The organism is Micromonospora sp. NPDC005367, from assembly GCF_040606825.1.
Classification (GTDB): Bacteria; Actinomycetota; Actinomycetes; order Mycobacteriales; family Micromonosporaceae; genus Micromonospora.
This window is the reverse complement of the sequence record NZ_JBEXFP010000012.1, coordinates 1-16,738: the sequence shown is the minus strand read 5'-3', so window position 1 is coordinate 16,738 and position 16,738 is coordinate 1. Positions and strand designations below refer to the sequence as shown.

Annotated in this window: 15 protein-coding genes; 7 read left to right on the top strand and 8 right to left on the bottom strand. The window is 70.4% G+C overall.

The window, feature by feature from the left end:
* Positions 1 to 109: 109 nt before the first annotated feature.
* Positions 110 to 661, bottom strand: a complete 552-nt coding sequence (locus ABZS42_RS11140; protein WP_355144036.1) for a type 1 glutamine amidotransferase domain-containing protein — start codon at positions 659 to 661, stop codon at positions 110 to 112.
* A gap of 130 nt (positions 662 to 791) precedes the next feature.
* Here ABZS42_RS11140 and rfaE2 point away from each other — a divergent pair, with 130 nt between their 5' ends.
* Together rfaE2 and ABZS42_RS11130 are read left to right on the top strand one after the other, a co-directional pair.
* Positions 792 to 2,672, top strand: coding sequence for a D-glycero-beta-D-manno-heptose 1-phosphate adenylyltransferase (gene rfaE2 / locus ABZS42_RS11135; RefSeq protein WP_355144034.1), 1,881 nt, complete (start codon positions 792 to 794; stop codon positions 2,670 to 2,672).
* Entirely contained in the window at positions 2,669 to 3,547 is an 879-nt protein-coding gene (locus tag ABZS42_RS11130) for a glycosyltransferase family A protein (RefSeq protein ID WP_355144032.1), read from the top strand. The genes rfaE2 and ABZS42_RS11130 overlap by 4 nt, the downstream gene beginning before the upstream one ends.
* A gap of 14 nt (positions 3,548 to 3,561) precedes the next feature.
* Here ABZS42_RS11130 and ABZS42_RS11125 read toward each other — a convergent pair whose 3' ends face one another.
* Together ABZS42_RS11125 and ABZS42_RS11120 are read right to left on the bottom strand one after the other, a co-directional pair.
* A complete protein-coding gene (locus ABZS42_RS11125) occupies positions 3,562 to 4,665 on the bottom strand; it encodes a glycosyltransferase family 9 protein (RefSeq protein WP_355144030.1) in 1,104 nt (367 codons plus the stop codon).
* A gap of 8 nt (positions 4,666 to 4,673) precedes the next feature.
* Entirely contained in the window at positions 4,674 to 5,219 is a 546-nt protein-coding gene (locus tag ABZS42_RS11120; protein WP_355144028.1) for an Hsp20/alpha crystallin family protein, read from the bottom strand.
* Between the two features lie 229 nt (positions 5,220 to 5,448).
* Between ABZS42_RS11120 and ABZS42_RS11115 the strand changes: the two genes are divergently transcribed.
* Both ABZS42_RS11115 and ABZS42_RS11110 read left to right on the top strand, forming a co-directional pair.
* Entirely contained in the window at positions 5,449 to 6,066 is a 618-nt protein-coding gene (locus ABZS42_RS11115; RefSeq protein WP_355144026.1) for a pyridoxamine 5'-phosphate oxidase family protein, read from the top strand.
* A 93-nt stretch (positions 6,067 to 6,159) separates the two neighbouring features.
* Positions 6,160 to 6,915, top strand: coding sequence for a hypothetical protein (locus ABZS42_RS11110; RefSeq protein WP_355144024.1), 756 nt, complete (start codon positions 6,160 to 6,162; stop codon positions 6,913 to 6,915).
* Between the two features lie 8 nt (positions 6,916 to 6,923).
* On the opposite strand, the gene ABZS42_RS11105 is transcribed toward ABZS42_RS11110, so the two are convergent.
* Complete coding sequence (locus ABZS42_RS11105; protein ID WP_355144022.1) at positions 6,924 to 8,102, bottom strand: low temperature requirement protein A; 1,179 nt, start codon at positions 8,100 to 8,102, stop codon at positions 6,924 to 6,926.
* Between the two features lie 259 nt (positions 8,103 to 8,361).
* Here ABZS42_RS11105 and ABZS42_RS11100 point away from each other — a divergent pair, with 259 nt between their 5' ends.
* Entirely contained in the window at positions 8,362 to 9,729 is a 1,368-nt protein-coding gene (locus ABZS42_RS11100; protein ID WP_355144020.1) for an FAD-dependent monooxygenase, read from the top strand.
* 65 nt (positions 9,730 to 9,794) lie between these two features.
* Here the strand turns inward: ABZS42_RS11100 and ABZS42_RS11095 are convergent, their stop codons facing one another.
* Entirely contained in the window at positions 9,795 to 10,385 is a 591-nt protein-coding gene (locus ABZS42_RS11095; protein WP_355144018.1) for an HAD family phosphatase, read from the bottom strand.
* Positions 10,386 to 10,606: 221 nt separating this feature from the next.
* On the opposite strand from ABZS42_RS11095, the gene ABZS42_RS11090 reads away from it, so the two are divergent.
* A complete protein-coding gene (locus ABZS42_RS11090) occupies positions 10,607 to 11,026 on the top strand; it encodes a hypothetical protein (RefSeq protein WP_355144016.1) in 420 nt (139 codons plus the stop codon).
* 106 nt (positions 11,027 to 11,132) lie between these two features.
* Here the strand turns inward: ABZS42_RS11090 and ABZS42_RS11085 are convergent, their stop codons facing one another.
* Both ABZS42_RS11085 and ABZS42_RS11080 read right to left on the bottom strand, forming a co-directional pair.
* Positions 11,133 to 11,399 carry a hypothetical protein gene (locus ABZS42_RS11085; RefSeq protein WP_355144014.1) on the bottom strand — a complete coding sequence of 89 codons (267 nt, stop codon included), beginning with the start codon at positions 11,397 to 11,399 and terminating at the stop codon, positions 11,133 to 11,135.
* Between the two features lie 428 nt (positions 11,400 to 11,827).
* Positions 11,828 to 14,791: a M20/M25/M40 family metallo-hydrolase gene (locus tag ABZS42_RS11080; protein WP_355144012.1), complete on the bottom strand. Its 2,964-nt coding sequence runs from the start codon at positions 14,789 to 14,791 to the stop codon at positions 11,828 to 11,830.
* 239 nt (positions 14,792 to 15,030) lie between these two features.
* Between ABZS42_RS11080 and ABZS42_RS11075 the strand changes: the two genes are divergently transcribed.
* Complete coding sequence (locus ABZS42_RS11075; RefSeq protein ID WP_355144011.1) at positions 15,031 to 15,768, top strand: hypothetical protein; 738 nt, start codon at positions 15,031 to 15,033, stop codon at positions 15,766 to 15,768.
* A gap of 488 nt (positions 15,769 to 16,256) precedes the next feature.
* On the opposite strand, the gene ABZS42_RS11070 is transcribed toward ABZS42_RS11075, so the two are convergent.
* A partial coding sequence (locus ABZS42_RS11070) for an MBL fold metallo-hydrolase (RefSeq protein ID WP_355144009.1) occupies positions 16,257 to 16,738 on the bottom strand: 482 nt, incomplete at its 5' end.

The window sequence follows — 16,738 nt, the reverse complement described above, 5'->3', positions numbered from 1 at the left end:
AGGAACATGCCCCGCCCGGGGAGGGTTCCGGATGTCGATCATGAGGTTGGCGGCGGCGATCGAAACCGCCAACCTCATGATCGGCGACGTCGGGACGGGTGGTGCCGGGTCAGTTGGGAGGCGCGGCGAAGTGCTCGACGATCTTGGCGCAGAACGCCGGCAGGTCGTCCGGTTTGCGGCTGCTGACCAGGCCCCCGTCGGTGACACACGGCTCGTCGACCCAGGTCGCCCCGGCATTCGTCAGGTCGGTACGCAGGCTCGGCCAGGAGGTGATCCGCCGTCCGCGTACCACGTCCGCCTCGATCAGCGTCCACGGCCCGTGGCAGATCACCCCGACCGGCTTGCCGGCGTCGAAGAACGCCCGCACGAAGCGGACCGCGTCCGGATCCGCACGCAGGAAGTCCGGATTCGCCACCCCACCCGGCAGCACCAGCGCGTCGTAGCCACCGGCGTCCGCGTCGGCCACCGTGACGTCCACGTCGTACGGCTTCGAATGGTCGAGGTGGTTGAACGACCGGATCGAACCAGATTTGAGCGAGACCAACTCGGCCGTCGCGCCCGCCTTCTCCACCGCCTCACGGGGCTGTACGTACTCGACCTCCTCCACCCCGTCGGCGGCCAGGAAGGCGATCCGCTTGCCCTGAAGTGTCATCGCTGACATCTCGTTGCATCTCCTTTCCGAGGGGTACCTACGGATCGTTCCCGGGACACCAGGTGCGAAACCCTCGCCATGGTGGGCGCTGCGACGGCGACCTGGTTTGACCCCTCGGGCCGGGGGGATCCCGAGCGACATGGCAGGAGCAGCAGCGGAACAGCGGCGGCTCGCCAGCGTCGTGGAAAGCTGGCAGGGACGCCCGGTCCTGGTGATCGGTGACGCCATGCTCGACGAGTGGCGGTTCGCGGAGTCCGACCGGCTCTGCCGGGAGGCGCCCGCACCGGTGCTCACCCTCCGCCGCCGGATCTCCGCGGCGGGCGGAGCGGCGAACACCGCGGTGAACGTCGCCGCGCTCGGCGGCCGCGCGGTACTGGTGGCCCCGGTCGGCGCCGACGTGGCCGGCGACGAACTGCACGACTGCCTGGACCGGGCGGGAGTCTGGGACCGTACGGTCAACCAGCCCGGCCGGCCGACACCCTTGAAGCGGAGGATGCTGGCGGGGAACCAGATCCTGCTCCGCGAGGACTCCGGCGAGCCGGACGACGCGCTGGACCCGGACGGGGTGCAGCGGCTGCTCACCGCCCTGGACTGCGCCACGGAGGAGCTGCGCGCCGTCGCGGGCGGGGAGGCTCCCACCCTGGTGGTCTGCGACTACGGGCTCGGCGCACTATCCACGCCGGTGCGCGCCTGGCTGGTCGCCAACCGGGAGCGGTTCGCCACCGTCGCACTGGACGCGCACGACCTCGCTGACTGGCGCGGCCTCGCCCCGACCGTCGTGACCCCCAGCTTCGCCGAAGCGACCCGCCTGCTGGCTCGGGCGGCCCGGCGCGGCGCCGGCCCCGAGCTGCACCTCGACCACCCGGACGGCGATCCGGCCGACGGTCCGTCCGAGCTGATCGTCGGTGCCGCGCCGGGTGACCGTACGCCCAAGGCGGAGGAACCCCGGGGCGACGGCGCGGCGGTCCGGACGAACTCCGGCCCGGCCGGTCCCGAGCCGACGGCCGCGGATCCGGACGTGACGAGCCGTACGGCCCGGATCGACCGGACCGGCCCCACCGGCGAGCCGACACCGGGTGAGAGCCGGGTGGCGATGACCGGCGACGGGCTCAGCGTGACCGCCACCGGAGTGACGGTGAACGCGGCGGCCGGCGACGGCGTCGATCGGGCGATGCTGGCCGAGTCACGCCTCGCCGAACTCCACGCGCACACCGGCGCGGACGTGGTGGCGGTGACCCTGGACACCGAGGGCGCGGTGGTCGGTGCGGCCGACGGCGAGCGGCGGCGCAGCCACAGCACGCCGGTGCCGGCCAGCCACGCGGTCGGGGCCGGCGACGCGTACCTGGCGGCGATGACGCTCGCCCTGGCCGCCGGCGCGCCGCTGTCGACCGCCGCCCAGCTCGCTCAGCTCACCGCCACCATCACCGTCTCGGACACCGGGACGTGCGTCTGCCGCCGCAACGATCTGCTCGCCGCGCTCGACCAGCCGGTGCAGGACCCCGGGCGTCCGGTGGTGGTCGACGCGGACGAGCTGGCGGCCATCGTGGAGGCACAACGCGACGGCGGCCGGTCGGTCGTCTTCACCAACGGCTGCTTCGACGTACTGCACCGAGGCCACGTTCGCTATCTGGAACAGGCCCGCACCCTTGGTGATCTGCTGATCGTGGCGGTGAACTCCGACGAGAGCGTGCGGCGGCTCAAGGGGGCGGACCGCCCGGTGAACCCGGTCGAGGACCGGGCCGCGTTGCTCGCCGCCCTCTCCTGCGTCGACCACGTGGTGGTCTTCGAGGAGGACTCACCGGCCTCGCTGATCGAGGTCGTCCGCCCCGACGTGTACGTCAAGGGCGGCGACTACCCGCCGGAGATGGTGCCGGAGGCGCCACTGGTCCGCCGGCTGGGCGGGCAGGTCCGCACCCTCGGCTACGTCCCGGACCGCTCCACGTCGCAGATCATCGAGCGGATCCGTACGCACAGCCAGGAGCGGGAGGTCGACCCGTCGATGTCCAGCAAGCCGTCGTGAACCGGCCACTCGATCCGGGCACCCCGGAGCGGTTCCGCGCCGACCGGGTGGTCGACGTGCTGATCCCGACCCGCAACCGCCCCGCCGAGCTGGCGGTCACCCTCTCCGGGCTGGCGGCCCAGGACGGGGTGCCCGGGTTCGGGGTGGTGGTGAGCGACCAGTCCGACGGGGAACCGGCGTACGCCCACCCGGCGGCCGCCACCATGGTGCGGGCGCTGCGGCACCGGGGTCACCCGGTACTGCTCACCCGGCGGCTGCCCCGCCGCGGGCTGGCCGAGCACCGGGCCTACCTGCTGGCCGCCTCGGCCGCCCGGTACGTGCTCTGCCTGGACGACGACGTCTGGCTGGAACCGGGGACGCTGCACCGGCTGGTGACCGCGCTCGCCGAGCTGGGCTGCGGGTTCGTGGGCAACGCCGTGCACGGTCTGTCCTACGTCGACGACGTACGGCCGGAGACCCACGGGCACTACGAGCAGTGGGCGACCACGCCGGTGCCGGAGCGGATCCGCCCGGGCACACCCGAGTGGGAGCGGGCGCAGATCCACTCGGCGGCGAACCTGCTGCACGTCACGGAGAAGCTGGAGCTGCCGCCCGACGCCTGGCGCGCGTACAAGGTCTCCTGGATCGGCGGCTGCGTCCTGTACGACCGGGCGAAGCTGGTCGACTCGGGCGGCTTCGACTTCTGGCGCAGGGTGCAGGAGAAACACCAGGGCGAGGACGTCGCCGCCCAACTCGCCGTCCTCGCCCGCCATGGAGGCGCGGGAGTGCTGCCCAGCGGGGCGTACCACCTGGAGTCGCCGACCACCGTCACGGAGCGGGACGTCGAGGCGTGGGAGGTCGTCCTCGCCGACGATGACGCCGCGCAGCCGGCCTGAGCGAGCGTCCCCGCCTACCGGAGCAGTTCGTGGGCGGCCTCGAGCACCTCGGCCACCGGCACATCGGTCACGAACGAGTCCCGGTGCGGGCACCCGTCCTCCCCGGGGCGGTGCGGGTAGATGTCGGTCGTGCAGTCCACGCCGCAGACCGGGCAGCGCACCGTCCACGAGATGATCGGCCGGTGCCGGCCGCGCAGCGGCGTCGCGGTGTTGATGAGGTTGCCGACCCAGAAGATGCCGACCGTCGGGGTGCCGACCGCCGCAGCCAGGTGCAGCGGCCCGGTGTCGTTGGAGATCACCAGCGCGCAGTCCGCGTAGCAGCCGGCCAGCCCGCCGAGGCTGAGCGTGCCGACCTGCGGCCGGACCGGCGCGTCGGCCGCCGCGACCACCCGATCCACCACCTCCCGCTCCGCCGGCGTGCCGGTGACCAGCACCTCGTACCCCACGTCGACCAGGTCCCGGGCCACCTCGGCGAAGCGTTCGGCGGGCCAGCGCCGCCGGGTGTCGGTGGCGCCCGGATGCAGCGCCACCCGGGGCTGCCGGGCCGGGCCGAGCACTCCGGCCGCCTCGTTCCGGTCCGCCCCGGTGACCGTCAGCGTGGGCACGATCGTCGTGGCCGTTGCGCCGACGAGGGCCGCCACTTCCAGGTAGCGGATCACCTCGTGCTGGTAGTAGACGTACCGGATCCAGCGGTCCAGCGGCGGCGCGTTCTCGGCGCGCAGCCCGGCCGTGACCCGGGCGTCGAGCGCCGTGATCAGCGGGTTGGAGTTGGCACCGCCACCGTGCATCTGCAACGCCAGGTCGAAGCGTTCCGCCCGCACCGCGGCCAGGAATTCGTCGGTCGCCGCCGGCTGTTCGTCCGGCTCCGGATCACGGATCCCGTTCGCGGACGGCACCACCAGCACCCGGTCCACCGGGCCGGGCCGGTCGCGCCAGAGCTTCGCGTGCCAGGGCGCACCGAGCAGCACGATCTCCGCCCGGGGGTACGCGGCCCGCAACGCGTCCAACGCCGGCAGCACGAAGATGAAGTCGCCGAGCGCGTTGGCGCGCAGCACGGCGATCCGTTCGACCTCGGGTACACGCTCGGCGACCGGGCCGAGCAGGGACGGGGCGACCACCGGGCCCGCTACGGCCGGTCGATCTCGCCGACGGCGGTGTCCGGGCGGTGCAGCTCCCGGTCCGCGGCCGGATCACCCGGTGCCGGCGTACGGCTGCCGAGCGAGCCGGTACGCGGCCCGGCGCGGCCGACGGTGATGGTGCGCGGGGCGGGCCGGGCGGCGCGCGGCAGGTGGACCCGGAGCAGTCCGTGGTCCATCACCGCGTCGATGGCGTCCGGGTCGACGCGGATCGGCAGTTCGACGCGGTACTCGAAGCCGCGGGTCTCGAAGCCGCCGGGTATGCCCTGGTCGGCGTTGACCTCGGCCTCGGAGCGCGCCCGTACGCACAGCTCGCGGTCGTCCAGTTCGACGGCCACCTCCTCGGGCGCCACCCCGGGCAGCCGGACGATGACCTCCCAGCCGTCGGGCACCTCGGTCAGCTCCACCTCCGGCGGACCGGACCGGCCGCTGACCAGCCGGCGCAGCTCGGAGCGGAGCGACTGGAGTTCACCCATCGGGTCCCAGCCCTGCTGCCGGCCGCGCCAGCGGCCGAACCCGCCACCCTGATCGCTCATGCCGTCGCCTCCCTCCGGTCGGCCACGGCCTGAGGCTCAACCACACTGCGCCCGATGATTCGCTCGCTCCGCTCGCTCATGCCGTCGCCTCCCTCCGGTCGGTCCGCGCGTTGCGTGAGGCGGTACCCCCGGGCAGTGTCGGCAAACCTCGGGACGACCGGTCGTACGCTGTCCGGCACGAGTCGCGGCGCGGCGGCTCCGCCTACACGTTCGGCCCGGGGAGGAACACGTGACGGTGGAGATCACTTCGGCGGAGGAGCTGCGCGAGCTGCTGGGCACGCCTACCGAACACGCCGCCGACAAGGAACGCACCCGGCTGCACGAGCTGGACCGGCAGTGGCTGGCCGCATCACCGTTCTGCCTGGTCGCGACCGCCGGGGCGGACGGCAGCTGCGACGTCTCGCCGAAGGGTGACCCGCCGGGCTTCGCGTTGGTGCTCGACGACACGACGATCGCGCTGCCGGAGCGGCCGGGCAACCGGCGGGCGGACGGCTACCGCAACATTCTGGAGAACCCGCACGTCGGGCTGCTCTTCATGATCCCCGGTCGGGCCGACACGCTGCGGATCAACGGACGCGCCCGGCTGGTCCGCGACGCGCCCTGGTTCGCGGAGATGACCGTCAAGGGCCACCGTCCCGTCCTCGCCGTGCTGGTGCAGGTCGAGCAGATCTTCTACCACTGCCCGAAGTCCTTCCTGCGCTCGGCGCTGTGGAAGCCGGAGAGCTGGCGGCCGGACGTACTGCCCTCCCGGGCCCGCCTGGTCAAGGAGCTGGAGGCTCCGGAGAAGGACATGGCTGACCTGGAGCGCCACTACGGTCCGGACTATCTGAAGAAGCTCTACGCCTGACGCCCGACGGCGCCTAGGGCCCCTCGGAGAAATAGACGACACTGAACGCCCTTCGGCCGGACAACGGCAGTGGTCACGGATAGGGTCATGCCCATGCGTCGAATGATCCCTGTCGTTTCGATCGCCCTCGCCGTGCTCGTAGCCGGCTGCGGCACCGGCTCCGGCAGCCCCACCGGCTCGCCCGGGCGCGCCACGTCCGCGGCCGACCCGGTCACCACCATCAAGGAGGGCATGGGTCGCAGCCTCTCCGGCACGGTCACCATGGACGCCTCGGTGAAGATCGGCCAGGCGGCGATGGAACTCACCGGCAAGATGGACCCGGCAGCCAGGGTGCTCACGGTCGTCACCACGGCACCCGAGGAGATGGAGGCCCGGCTGATCGGCGACGCCGCCTACATCAAGTCGGAATCGTTCGGCAGCGACAAACCCTGGATGAAGATCGACCTCACGAAGCTCAGGCCGGAGAGCCCGCTGCGCCAGTCCTTCGACCTGCGGTCGCAGACCGGCCTGGTCGGCGGCATCGTGACCGCCGAGAAGGTGGGCGAGGGCAGCTACAAGGGCACTGCGGACCTGGAGAAGGCCGTGCAGGCCGCGAGCGACGACGGTGGAATGCGCGAGGGCCTCGAGTCGACCGCCAAGCTGGCGAAGGACCCGAAGGCGATCCCGTTCGAGACGACGGTCGACGTCGAGGGCCGGGTCACCGCCCTCTCCTACACGATCGCCACGAAGAGCCTCGGAGATCTCGTCACCGAGCTGCGGATGAGCGACTTCGGGGAGAAGGTGACGGCGACCGCGCCACCCGCAGGCGAGACCGCAGACGCCTCCGCGGACATGTACAAGTTCCTCTGACGCGCCGCCTAGCCGGGTGGTGCCGCCGACTCCGGTGGGCGTCCGCGGGCACGCATCGCGTCGGACACCGCGATCCAGGCCAGCACGAGCGCAGGTACGACGGCGACCGCCAGCGGCGGCAGGAAGAACATCACCGGTGAGCCGACGGCCAGCAGGATCAACCCGACCACTCGATCTCCGGATACTCGGTCGAACACCGCGTACTCGAACATGCTCCGTCCGACGAGGAACAGCCCAGGCCCGCCGAGGATGACGGCGATCCAGGCCGGCTGCGTGTGCCCGACCGGGTGGTCGATGACGAGCTCGACGGCGATGGCGCTCGGCACGAGGCCGGCGAGCATCACCAGGTGGGCGTTCAGCGCCAGGATGCTGGCCCGGACCGGGTCGGTCGCGGCGGCGAGCGCCACCGCCAGCAGGCCCCCGGCACGGTGGATGTAGATCCGCCACAGCAGTGCCGTGGTGGCGAAGGCCACCACGACCGCGGCGATCCGGGCCAGCCCGAATCCGCTGCCGCTGACGGTCAGCCCGGTGACCAGGACGAGTTCGCCGAGCCCGATGATGAAGAGCTGCCGGTAGCGTTCGGCCACGTGCTCGCCGGAGATGGCGAATTCGGGTCGCATGTACGCGCGCCCCAACCAGGGTGTCGGTAGGCCCAGAGCGACTGCCGTGTTCGCCACCACCACCGCCAGCGCCCACAGCACGCTGCGCGCCACGCCGTACGTGACCGCGCCGGCGATCCACGGCACCGCGGACACACAGTGCCAGAACAGTACCCGCGCGAAGGCGCGCCAAGCCTCGTGACTGCGCAGCGCGAACGCCGCGATGACGCTGCCACCGGTCTGCGTGACGACCAACGTCACCGCGAAGAAGAGTCCTCGGTCGTTGAACGCCTCCGGCGCCGCGGCAGCCATCAGCAGCGTGCCGAACATGGTTGCGAGGACCAGCAGCTGCACCAGCGGTCGCTGCGGATTCATCCGGTCGGTGAGCCCCGCCGTCGCGGTCCAGACCCCCCACAGGGCCAGCAGCAGCACCAGCGTCTGAAAGGCGCCGTACCAGCTCAGGTTCTTGAGCAGCCCGGTGGAGAGCGCCGCGAGCGCGAAGACGAACACCAGGTCGAAGAAGAGCTCCAGGAATGTCGCGCGTGGTTCCTCCGGTCGGCGCAGCAGTGCGGGTACCCCACTCGTCATCGCTCGCCCGTTTCTACCGGTTCCGGCTACCGGCAGTCGTACCACACGGGAGCGTCCCAGAGATGCGAATGTGCGACTACGGGGTCGCGGCCGCTCCCGGGCACCGAGCGGGCCCTGCGCGGCACGCGCTCGGTGCCGTCGCGCCAACCGGTGGCCGCCCGGCCGGTGCCGGCCGCGCATCGGAGACTCGTACCCGATTTCCGGTCGGTCTCCGGACCCTGGCCTTGCCCAAGCGGGCCCAGGCGGGGAGATTCGATTTGTGGACGCGGATGTGGCGATTGCCGGATGCGGACCGGTCGGAGCAGCCCTCGCCGCGCTGCTCGGCGATCGTGGCGTCCGGGTCGTCGTCGTGGACCCGGCGTCCGACGCCAGGTCCGGGCAGCACGCCCATCCGCGAGCGGCGGTCCTCGATTCGCACGTGCAGCGGATCCTCCGCCGCATCGAAGGCCTGGACGGCTGGGACGAATGGGCGACGCCGTTGCGCCGCTCGCGACTGCTCGACAAGGACCGCCGCCCGTTGCTGACGCTTCGGCTGCCGGACGATGTGCCGGCCGGCGTCATGCTCGACCAGCCGCGCCTCGAGCGGGCGCTACGGGACCGGTTGGCGCGGATGCCCACCGTGCACCTGCGCGCCGGCCGGTCGGTGACCGCGCTGACGCAGTCGGACCACGTCGTCACCGTCACGCTCGACGACGGCTCGACGTTGACCGCCTCCTGGCTGGTCGGCTGTGACGGTGCGCCGGGCACCGTACGCGGCCTGATCGGGGCTTCCTACGACGGCGTCAGTTACCCGGAGCCGTGGCTGGTCGTCGACGCCCGCACCGACGAGCCCGGCAGCGGTGAGCCGACGTTCTCCTACGTGCTCGACCCGGCCCGGCCGATGGTGGCGTTCGAGCGGCCCGGCGCACGGAGGTGGGAGTGGAGGCTGCTGCCCGGCGAGGACCCGGCCGGCATGGTGATGCGGGCCGAGGACCTGATCCGTCCATGGATCGATCCCGCGGCGCTGCGGATCGAGCGAGCCGCGGTGTTCACGTTCCACGCTCGTACGGCCTCGACGTGGCGCCGCGGCCGGGTGCTCCTCGCCGGCGACGCCGCGCACTCGATGCCGCCGTTCACCGGTCAGGGCCTCGGCGCCGGCCTCCGCGACGTCGCGACCCTGTCCTGGCTGCTGGCCGACGCGCCCGGCGACCTCGACCGCTACGAGCGCGAGCGGCGGCCGGCCGTGGCACGGATGACCCGCAGCGCGCTGCTCACCGGTCGAGTCGTACTCGGCCGCAACCGTCTCGCGGCAGCCGCGCTGCGGCGGTTCGTCCGGACCGTCGGGCTGCTCCCCGGGCTCGACGCGCGCGTGGGCAAGGCCGCCGGGGCACCGGAACGCCTCCCCGACGGCACCCGGCAACTGCCCGACAGCCCGCTCGTCGTCGACGGCCGGCGGACTACCGTCGACGAGTTGCTGGGCAACCGGTGGGGCGTGATCCGCGGCGGGGCCGGCACTCTCGACCCCGAGACCCGGGCGTGGCTCACCGCGCACGACGCCGTCTTCGCCGACGTGGACGGGTTCGGCAAGGGGCAGCTGACGATCGTGCGTCCCGACCGCTTCACCGCGACCACCGTCCCGCTCGCCTGAGCACCCCTCGCACCCGACGGCCGACCGTCACCGACGCAGCCCTCGCGTCGACGGCCTACGACTGCTTAGCGCTTCCGCGGTTGCGGTACCCGTACCGACGCCATGCCGGCCGCGGTCGCGGCCTGGATGCCCATGTCGGTGTCCTCGAAGACCAGGCAGTCCTGCGGAGCGACACCGAGCAGCTCGGCCGCCCGCAGGAACGCCTCCGGGTCCGGCTTCGCCCGCGCGTAGTCGCCGGCACACACCAGCACGTCGAACTTGTCGAGCAGACCGAGCGTGCCGAGGGACGCGGTGACGGACTCACGGGTACTGCCGGAGACCACCGCGAACGGAACACGCCGATGGGTCCCGACGATGTGTTCGAGGACTTCGGGCACAGCGGTGAGCTTCGGCAGGAACTGCCGGTAGAGGTCCTCCCGACGTTCGGCGACGGTCGCCACCGGCATGGCGAGACCGTGCCGCTCGTTGAGGTCCACGATGATGTCGGCGACCGGACGACCACCCCACGCGTAGAAGAGGTCCTCCGGGAACTCGCAGCCCCACTCCGCCAAGGCCTGCTGCCAGGCGAGGTAGTGCAGTGGCATCGAGTCGATGATGGTTCCGTCGCAGTCGAAGAGGTACGCCCGGTATTCACCGGCAGGCAGGGGCAGGCTCACCCGTAGCAGGGTAGGGCCTGCTGCCGCGGTTGCGGCAGGGCGAGTGCATCGTGGCAAGGTCTCGCACGTCCACGGCACCTCGGCCTGAACCGTCACACCGCAGACCGCCCGGTTACCCGGACGAGCAAAAGCACCAACGCTCCGCGCACCGTTCTTGATCCGCGAGCTGGCCACCCGAATGGTCTAGCCGTGACACCGACAATTTCGTACTGTCCACCGCCATGGGGAACCTTGCTGCGGCGGGCTTCGGCGCCCTCGCCAGCCTCGTCGTCGTAGCCATCGGCGCCTGGCTTCAGGCTCAACGCGAGCGTCGGCACTGGCTCCGTGACCAGAAGCTTCGCGGTGCGGTCGACTACGTCACCAGCACGCGGTACCTGCTGAACCAGTATCGGAAGGTCGGCGAGCTGGGCATGGACGAGGACGACCGACGAGAGTGGCGGAACCGGATGCAGAGCGCTCGCTCGACTCTCAGCCTGCTGTGCGGCGCTCGGACGGTGACGCTGGCGAACGACGTCGCCAGGGCCCTCTACCGCCTGGGCCCGGAGTCCGACGAGGCTCAGGAGGACGCCGCGGAGACGGCCTTCCAGAACCTGGTCTGGCAACTGCGGAAGGAACTCGGCTCACCGCGACTCGATGGATGACCGATCGGTTGCCCCGGCGCGACGAGCGAATCTCACAGGGCTTCCCGCCAACCACCTGACACCCCTGCCGTGACGGGACGGTGCAGCAAGCACGGCCGCCGAAGTCTTAGGGCAGCTTCGGCAACATCGCCAGCCAGGTGCGGACGCGCTCGGTGTCGGGTCCGGCAGGCAACTGATCGACGAGCGCCGCAAGCGGCCGAACGAGGTGCTTGTGCCGGCGAAGCAGCAGGATCTGCTCGGCCGCCAGTGTCCGCCAACGCTCGGCCAGCTCGGCTGCCCGGGCCGGCGTCAGTGTCACCGCGGCCAGGACGTTTCGGAGCAGCGCGGACCGGTCCCAGTCCTCGCCCCATTCCCGGCGTGCCTCTGCCGTCAAGTTTCGTTCGTAGACGTTCAGCTGGGCGACCCATCGAATCCGGAGCTACCAGTTGACCGACCGCGGGGCCGCGTCCTCGCTCAACGCGCTCATCCATCGGCGCATCCGGGCGCTCGACCAGGTGACCATGTCATCGGTGACATCCTGCTGCGGCATCCGCCCAGTGTGGGTCATCGATGGGGATGTGGGCCGTCGACCCCGGAGAGCTTGAGCGCTGGCCAACCGGTCCCGACGGGCCTGCCTATCCCGATGGGCACGCGGGCACGCCGGGGCTCGCGGAACGCTGACGAGTGCGTCTCGACGGCCGAGGCCGCCCCGGCACAATGCCGGGGCGGCCTCTACTGAACGACGCGCCGCACGGAGGCCGGCAGTGAACCGCCGGGCGCTCCATGCCCTTTCGTGCGCGTTGAACTTCCGGTTGGCAGGGGTCAGACGATGTGGATCGACCGCACCTGGGTGTTGCCCTTGGTGTCGACGTACACCTTGTAGTCGCCGACGGTGTAAGTGCCGGCGGCGTTGTTGTTGATGGTGAACGTGGCCGTCTGAGCCGACTCGCTGCCGTCGACGTGGGTCTGCGTCACCGTGACGGTCAACTCGTTGTCGTTGCCCTTCAGCTTCTTCATCACCGCCGACGGCTTGGCGTCGACGACCGCGTTGGCGACCGTCACGTAGACCGCGTCGGGCGAAGAGAACTCGGCGTTCTTCTGCCCGTCACCGAACAGGAAGAAGCCCCGCTGCTCGACGGCTCCACGCTCCGGGAACGGATCCGAGTTCGAGGCCAGGTAGTCCGGGTTGACCGTGTACAGGTCCGTCTTGGAATCCGCGATCACTGGCTTCACCCCGGTGTACGCGGCATCGGTGATCGCGAGGTTGACCGACAGGTAGATGGCGTCGGGGTTGGTGGCCGAGGTGCGCGAGGAGAAGTACTTGTCCGCGCTCTGCCCTGCGGGAACGGCCAGCGGCACAACCTTGTCGCCGACGAGGATGTTGAACTGGAAGTCCCCGTAGCCGCCGGCCACGAACTTCGCCCAGGCCGCGTCCGACATGTGTTCGGGGCGGTCGACCTTGAACTCCAGCCGCATCGGCGCCACGTACGTGCTGCTCAGGTATTCAGGGTCGGTCAGAGGCAGGTAGACGCCGCCCGGGGCGTGCCCCAGCTCGTAGGCGGAGGCGGTCGGCGTCGAGTTGCCGCGCCCGTTCCACATCGGGATGTTGAACGAGGTGGCGCCGAGCAGGGCCTGGTTGCCCAGCTGGCTCTTGTCGACAGCGGCCGAGGCGTCCTTGTAGGTGCCGATCGTGGCGTCGAGCAGGTCGAGGTCCGCCCGGTCGGAGTTCAGCCCCGGGATGTCCGCCCACATGAACTTGGCACCGGCGGGGCCGGAGTAGCGGGCCATCTCCAGCATGCCATCGGCCATGATCTTGGTCATCTGCACCGCAGAGTCGACGTTCATCCGCTCGTTGGCGGTGTGCCACCAGCGCTCGTTACCCGGGATCACCGCGCCGAAGGCGGTCATCTTGTTGCGGAAGCTGCTCGCCAGGGTGCCGCCGGTCGTGCCCTGCGGATACACCACGTCCCTGAGGGCGTACGGATCCGCGAACTCTTCGGTGTTGCAGTTGATCGAGGCCTGGTAGCTCCCGAACTGGAGAGCCGTCAGCGGGTTGTCGTGCGTGACGTACAGTCCGGCGCCGACGGGCGCGCCGAGGCTGCCGATGCTGAACCCCTTCGCCTCGAAGGCGGCCGTGACGGCCTGCGTCGCCTCGCTGGAGTCAGCCGCGGTGACGTGCATGCTGCGCACGTACATCGGGATGCTGAGGCTGCCGGAGGAGGCCGTGTAGAAGCTCGTCGGCGTCTCCGAATTGATGCCGCCCATGAGGGCGAAGGTCAGGTTCGGGGTGCCGTTGCTCGGGTTACGCAACAGGTTCGCCGGGATGCCCATGTACTTGCCGATGTAGGCCTCACCTTCGACCCCGTCGCGGAAGAACAGGTCGGCGATTCCGTCGGCGGCCGTCTTCAACTGCAGGTCGGCGGCCGTGCCACCCAGTGCGCCAAGTCCCTGGGAGAGGAGGAACATCCCCCACACGACGGCGTTCTTGCCGTACTGCGGGGTCGGCATCTCCATCGCCACATCGGTGTTGATCTCCAGCGTGAGCGAGTCACCGGTGATCGTGGTCTGCACCTTGGGGGTGGTGCCCGGAGCGGCCGGGAGCCAGCCCTTCGTGGTCGCGGCGGCGGTGATCGCCGAGACGAATCGGTCGCGCTCGGTGGAGCCGGCCCCCGCGACGTCGAGGGTGAAGATCGCCCGGGAAGCGATCTGCGTGGTGCTGCCGTACGCGATGTCCTTGAGCGTCGGGTCGCCTTCCCGCAGGGTGACGCCGGCCTTGGCGTCCGTTAGCCGGAAGGGCTTCGTGCTGTCCGCCGACAAGTCCATCGACACCGACGGGGTCACCGATCCGGAATTGCCGACGATGACCGGGAACCGCGAGTCGGAGGTGTAGCCCGCGATCGGCATATCCTCGCGGTTGAGGTTCTTGTAGGCCCAGTTGTCGTAGAAACTCGGGTTCGAGTTGTACGGGATGGACTGGAAGGTGGCGGTGTTCGCCGCCGAGGGCGTGCCGGGACCGCCGTCCTCATAGATCCCCATCACGATGCGGATCCGCCGGTCGAGGGGCAGGCCCGCCTCGAGCAGCGCCTTGGCCGCGAGCAGCGTTGCCAGCGTCGGACCGCTGTCGTCCTGAAGTCCTGCCCCGTAGATCCAGCCGTCCTTGACATAGGGCGAGTGGTACGCACCAGGAGTACCGAAGTTGCCGTCGGCGTCCCGCCAGCGCGCCAGCTGAGCCGGCGAAACGGAGGCGGTCGGCGAGTCGAGGTGACTCAACGCCATGACCATCTCCGGGGCGTCCGGATCGCCGATCTCCACGTAGACGTACTTGTCGGGCTGGCGCTGGACCACCACCGGGAAGCCCAGGTCCTTGGCCAGCTTGACCACCCAGGCGAGCTTGGCGACCTTGCGGTCGTACTCGTTCTGGTTGGCCGCGGTGTTGCTGACCGGGAAGGGGTACGACGTCGCAGCCGTGCCGCCCCGGGAGATCGAGTCGTAGCTGGACCCGTCCAGCATCGCGCCGATCAGACTGAGCGGGTCGTAGGTTCCGTCGCCCACCCGCGCGCTGTTGACACGTCCGGCCAACGCCTCGACTTCCGCGTGGATCGCGTCCCGCTCGTCGCCGGTCACCGACAGGTCGTAGGTGGTACTCGGCTGAAAGCGATCCTCGCCGAGGCCGATCTCGCCCGCTGCGAGGCCGCGGCCGGCGGCGAGCGCGGGACCGTTACCCGCTACACCGACGGACAGGACCAGTGACATGCCAAGTGTCAGGGCAAGAGGTTTCTTCCGCATCGCCGTGACCTCCCCGAATGGTCAGAGCCAGAAAAACGTGGGATGAATCTTGATGTACGCGAGACCCTTTCAGGCCCCCTCCCGGCTTGTCAATGAGCCTTTCCAGGCATCGGTTCCGGCGCTGCCGGCCGTAGCGTCACCGGCTGCTCACCCGGATGCCTGTGCCGCGCTTGTTTAGACGGCGCTGTGCCGCTGCGACGGGAAATGGGCGGTAACACCGAACGATCCAAAATGCACCGTTGAAGCGCGGTGGCGACGGCCGCGACTACAACCTCTGCTGGGCACTCAGCGCCGCCAGCCGTCAGCAGTTGGTCCACACCGATCCGCCGGCGCCGGTCGAGCCGCCCTGGTTGCCTCATGCCGAGGCGCGGCCGGACTCGCCCCGGGCCAGGCACGACAGCGCGGCCAGCCGTCGTCGCACACTCACGAGCGATGTCGGTCGGCTTGGCTGTACCGTTTCATCGATGACAGCAGTCGAGAACGGGAACGCGGGACACTTTCGCGACCCGAAATATCGGCTGGGTGGCTTGGCCGCTGGAGCAATCCTCGTGCGGTGTCCGCGATGTGCCGGGCAGGCTTGGGTCCTTCGCGATCCTGATTCGGCCGACGACTCCCGGCATCATTTCTGGCTGCGCCGTCGGCTCAGTTGCCTCGAATGCGCGTTTACTGACGTCTGGAATGCTCCTCGCCGCCCAGGCGACAACGCACGGACACTTCCTGATTTCTCAGGCCCGAATGACCCGTACTTTCAACTGCCGCTCTGGCTTTCCGTCGACTGCCGAGGGCGGGTGCTTTGGGCGTACAACGCCGAACATCTGGACCTGCTGGACGCGTACGTGTCCGCACGATTGCGGGAGCGCGGCCGGGACATGGGAGGCCAGACCCTCGTCGAGCGCTTGCCCGCGTGGATGAAAGATGGCAGGCATCGCGCCGACGTGCTGGACGGGATAGGCCGGCTCCGCGCGCTGCTGCCCTGAACGGCTGGTCGGGGGGCCTGCCCGATCGCGTTTCGTGCCCGCTCGGCCTCGTGGTTGCCGGCCTGTAAAAGGCCCACGGCGGCTCCATGAATTAGAACAAGATCGGCATGAATGTACGGTCGCTGATCTCCCTGCTTCCGTCGAGCGCCGACGTTTGAGGCGCGCCGCAGGGCCACGGAGCGGGGAGTTCTCCGATATCTGCGACGAGGATGAGGAACGTCGGTAAGTGATCACTGGAAGCCCTTGTGCTGCCCGGCGAAGTGAGCCGCGGCGGCTTCTCTGAAGAGGGCCGGGGTTCGGTCTGAAGAGGGCCGGGTTCGGGACGACCATGCCGAGCTTCTGCGAGGTGCAGCGACTGGAGGAACGCTCGCGGCTGCTCTGGCTCGACCGGCTCGGCCTCGAACAGCCCCTCCTGATCACGCGGACCGGGATCATCATCATGAATGATCACGAGACACGCGCGGATTGCCGGTTGCTGAGATACGTCCTCACGGGATCGTCACCGACTCCCCGACCGGGATGCGCGCGTACTCGGTGCCGCCCTTGAAGTCCAGCCAGCCGTCGAAGTGCTCCTGGCCGAGGTCGTTGAGCGTGGCGTCGTGATATGGGAACGCGCGCTTCGGCCGTACCGCCCGCACGAAGTCCAACGCCTCGGAGAGCTTGAGCCAGGGTGCGGCAGCCGGCACGAGCAGCGTCGCCACCGGCGACGGTGGGACGAACAGTGAGTCGCCGGGGTGGTAGACCGTGCCGTCGACGACGAACCCGAGGTTGGCGCAGCCGGGCAGACCGTCGTAGATCTCGGCGTGCGCCCCGCCCACGACGTCGACGGCGAACCCGGCCGCCGTGAACCGCTGCCCCGCAACGACGGCGACCGCCGCGCCGCCCAGCTCGGGCGCCGACTCGATCGCTGCCGACGGCAGGTACACCCGGAACGCGGAGTTGCGCTGACTCGCCGCCACGAGCTTGGCGA

Coding starts and splice junctions, on each gene's coding strand:
- ABZS42_RS11080 (WP_355144012.1), bottom strand. CDS start 14,791: ATGCGGAAGAAACCTCTTGCCCTGACACTTGGCATGTCACTGGTCCTG.
- ABZS42_RS11140 (WP_355144036.1), bottom strand. CDS start 661: ATGTCAGCGATGACACTTCAGGGCAAGCGGATCGCCTTCCTGGCCGCC.
- rfaE2 (WP_355144034.1), top strand. CDS start 792: ATGGCAGGAGCAGCAGCGGAACAGCGGCGGCTCGCCAGCGTCGTGGAA.
- ABZS42_RS11105 (WP_355144022.1), bottom strand. CDS start 8,102: ATGACGAGTGGGGTACCCGCACTGCTGCGCCGACCGGAGGAACCACGC.
- ABZS42_RS11110 (WP_355144024.1), top strand. CDS start 6,160: ATGCGTCGAATGATCCCTGTCGTTTCGATCGCCCTCGCCGTGCTCGTA.
- ABZS42_RS11120 (WP_355144028.1), bottom strand. CDS start 5,219: ATGAGCGATCAGGGTGGCGGGTTCGGCCGCTGGCGCGGCCGGCAGCAG.
- ABZS42_RS11090 (WP_355144016.1), top strand. CDS start 10,607: ATGGGGAACCTTGCTGCGGCGGGCTTCGGCGCCCTCGCCAGCCTCGTC.